Raw genomic sequence first — 2,982 nt, 5'->3', positions numbered from 1 at the left:
GAAGCCTATAATAGATTTTAATGAAAAACTGTTTTAAAATATAATCCAAAACTTTTCAAATTTGGTTAAAATAGGCTAATCGGAAGTGGTACATTACTTGAAGTTGGTATCAGTTTTTCTTGAATAAAATGATTTTATTTTGATTTTAGAAATAAAAGTTTTAGAGAATTAATTTCTACGTCTAGCAAATCAAGAATTATTAAATTAGCCCTTTGTATAAGCGAGATATGTAAATTTAAAAATTATATACTTTTTTTTTTGTTTTTGTAATAAAGCTTGCTATGGATTAGGACAAAAAAAAATGTTCATGTCAAATTACGTTAAATACGTGCAATTTTATGATTCGTACAATAACAAATATTATATATTTATTGTGAAATTAGTCATATTCATTGTTGTAATCAAATATTTCTTTGTTGTAATCAAAATATGTATAGTTTAATAAACGTACGAGGAAGTTGTGTGGTATCCACATCATCAGATTTTTTGTTTTAATATAAATAAATTAAATAAAATAATTTTATCATCACGGCATATTACGCATTGCTGGGTCTGCCAGTCTGTTTTGTACACAGATGTTTTGGTAAAGATGATGACATATTTGTACCGTGCGGGCGTTTACAAGGTGTCACCTCACGAGCACTTATTGCTGGCGTGGAGAGTGCACCACAGGGGTCATTTTTGTGCCATTTAAAATTTGATATATTTGGCGTTGGTCAGGATCGAACCCCGTATTTAAATTTTAATTATTTACATGAATAAAAATTAAATTAAACGGGAGGTATTGTGTTGGCCAAATCAGATTTTTTATTACATTATTTCTGATTTTTGAGACTATTTGTCTTAAAATTATTGCTATACAACCCTATAAAATATTTATATTGTTGTAATCAGAAAAAAATCTTTGAAAATTGGTGATAACTGAAACATATCCACAAATTATCAAAATTATCTTCATTTTATATCATACAAAAATTTAATTATTTATTTTAATACTTATATACTTAACACAAAAATTGACCCATTGGAGGGTAAAATTTCAGTGGTTATTATATTTAACGTTGATACATTATGTGATTAGTTTTTGTAAGAAATTGTGATCATTGTTTCCTGAACCGATGCAAATAGTTATGCGTTATGCGTATTAAATAGCTATGATTCTGATTGGATCTTACATTCCTCAGTTCGCAACTAGTGATCGGCTACGTGCTAAGTGTAAATAGCTAAAATAATATCAATATACTGGACATTCATTGCACTGAACTGAATAATAATATTCAATAATGAAAACAACAATAATAAAACAATATCAAAACTTTCATTATATAGAAAACCATAGATACGAATTCCCTAAAGGAAAACGTATCATCGTGAATATTTGGCTGCAAATATTTCACTTAATTCTGCAAATAAATACATAGAAATGAGTATTATTTTTGCATTTGTTGCAAGTAGCATTGCATCAATTATAATTGGTGCTTTCATTGCGATTGCTCTGGGTCTTTATTATTTTCGTCCCGACATCAATGATTTCGATGATTTCATTTCATTGAATAGTCGGAATTATTTTGATGTCGACTGGGAAAAGAAAATAGTGCCTGAGCAACCAAGATCGGTTTTACTTCTCCAATATCTTGAAGCAGGTATAGTGCCTAAACCACCTGCACCAAAAGGATATTGGATTGAAGATGAAACATCCAAATCCAAAATTCTTTAATTTTGGTTACTCATTTCTAAATTTTTTTTTGCACATATCTCTAGATCCATTGAATTCACTTAAAGACTAGTAGTAATACAGAATAATGTCCTGGTGTATTAAGTTACATATCATGGACGTGCTTGTGGGCTACACATGACATCAACCTATAAACGGTTGTAAATGTCGTTAGAGTGTAGATGCTACTAATGTGAATTTTAATGGTTCTATGGGATATGCGGGGTGCAAATCTAGCTCGCCTCCTCGTGGTGCACCCTGGGTAACGCTAAAGAGCTAGAACAAAAAGGTGGCCAGACTATGTTGGCCAACAAATATTACCAACACCAATGTGTAACGCAAACCACCCAATGGGCATTTCTCAGTCTTTTTATAAAAATAACAAGACAAACTCCCAAAAGACATATTGTTTACCAAACCTTGATAATAACAGAATGTACAGCATACAGAAGAAAAATACATTTTTAGAGCTTCAGAAGGTGACGTGAGTAACTTTTTGATGGCTACAGACACGGCATTTCAATATTTGTATAAATTAGACGTTTGTTTGTAGTTAAAATTATGTTAATATTATGTTGTTATCTTTGTTGCTTAGATTATTTGTATTAGCAATACGATAAATAAATAAATTGATACTATATTTGGAATTTATTTATAGGTTAGTAAACCTGCCTCTGCAGGAATAAAATTTTAATATATAATAATAAATAAATAAATAAAATAAATATATCATCATGGCATATTACCCATTGCTGGGTGTGCCAATTTGCTTTGTGCACTCTCTACGCCAGCAATAAGTGCCCGTGAGGTGACGCCTGGTAAATGCCCACACAAATGTACGTCCGTACGTACATATTTCGCATAACTCAAAAACGGTAAGCCGCAGAAAGTTGAAATTTTGTATTTAGGACTGCTATGACATCTAGTTGTGCAGCTCCCTTTCTGGTTATTACACAATTTCCAGAAGTGGCACTTTACATGAAGCCTATAATAGATTTTAATGAAAAACTGTTATAAAATATAATCCAAAACTTTTCAAATTTGGTATACAAGACTTTTATGTCAATCGAAATAACATAATAGATTTTGGTTCAAATAGGCTAACCGGAAGAGGTACATTACTTGAAGTTGTTATCAGTTTTTCTTGAATAAAATGATTTTATTTTGATTTTAGAAATAAATGCTTCAAATAAAAGTTTTAGAGAATTAATTTCTACGTCTAGAAAATCAAGAATTATTAAATTATCCCTTTGTATAAGCGAGATATG

General features: G+C 30.3%; 1 protein-coding gene. It reads left to right on the top strand.

The annotated features are described in order from the left end of the window. The first annotated feature begins 1,423 nt into the window (after nt 1–1,423). Nucleotides 1,424–1,717 carry a hypothetical protein gene (locus VFS71_RS04010; protein ID WP_326399517.1) on the top strand — a complete coding sequence of 98 codons (294 nt, stop codon included), beginning with the start codon at nt 1,424–1,426 and terminating at the stop codon, nt 1,715–1,717. The last annotated feature ends 1,265 nt before the right edge of the window (nt 1,718–2,982 follow it).

The sequence above is a fragment of the Flavobacterium sp. genome (assembly GCF_035760125.1).
GTDB lineage: Bacteria > Bacteroidota > Bacteroidia > Flavobacteriales > Flavobacteriaceae > Flavobacterium.
This window is presented reverse-complemented; position numbering and strand designations above follow the sequence as displayed.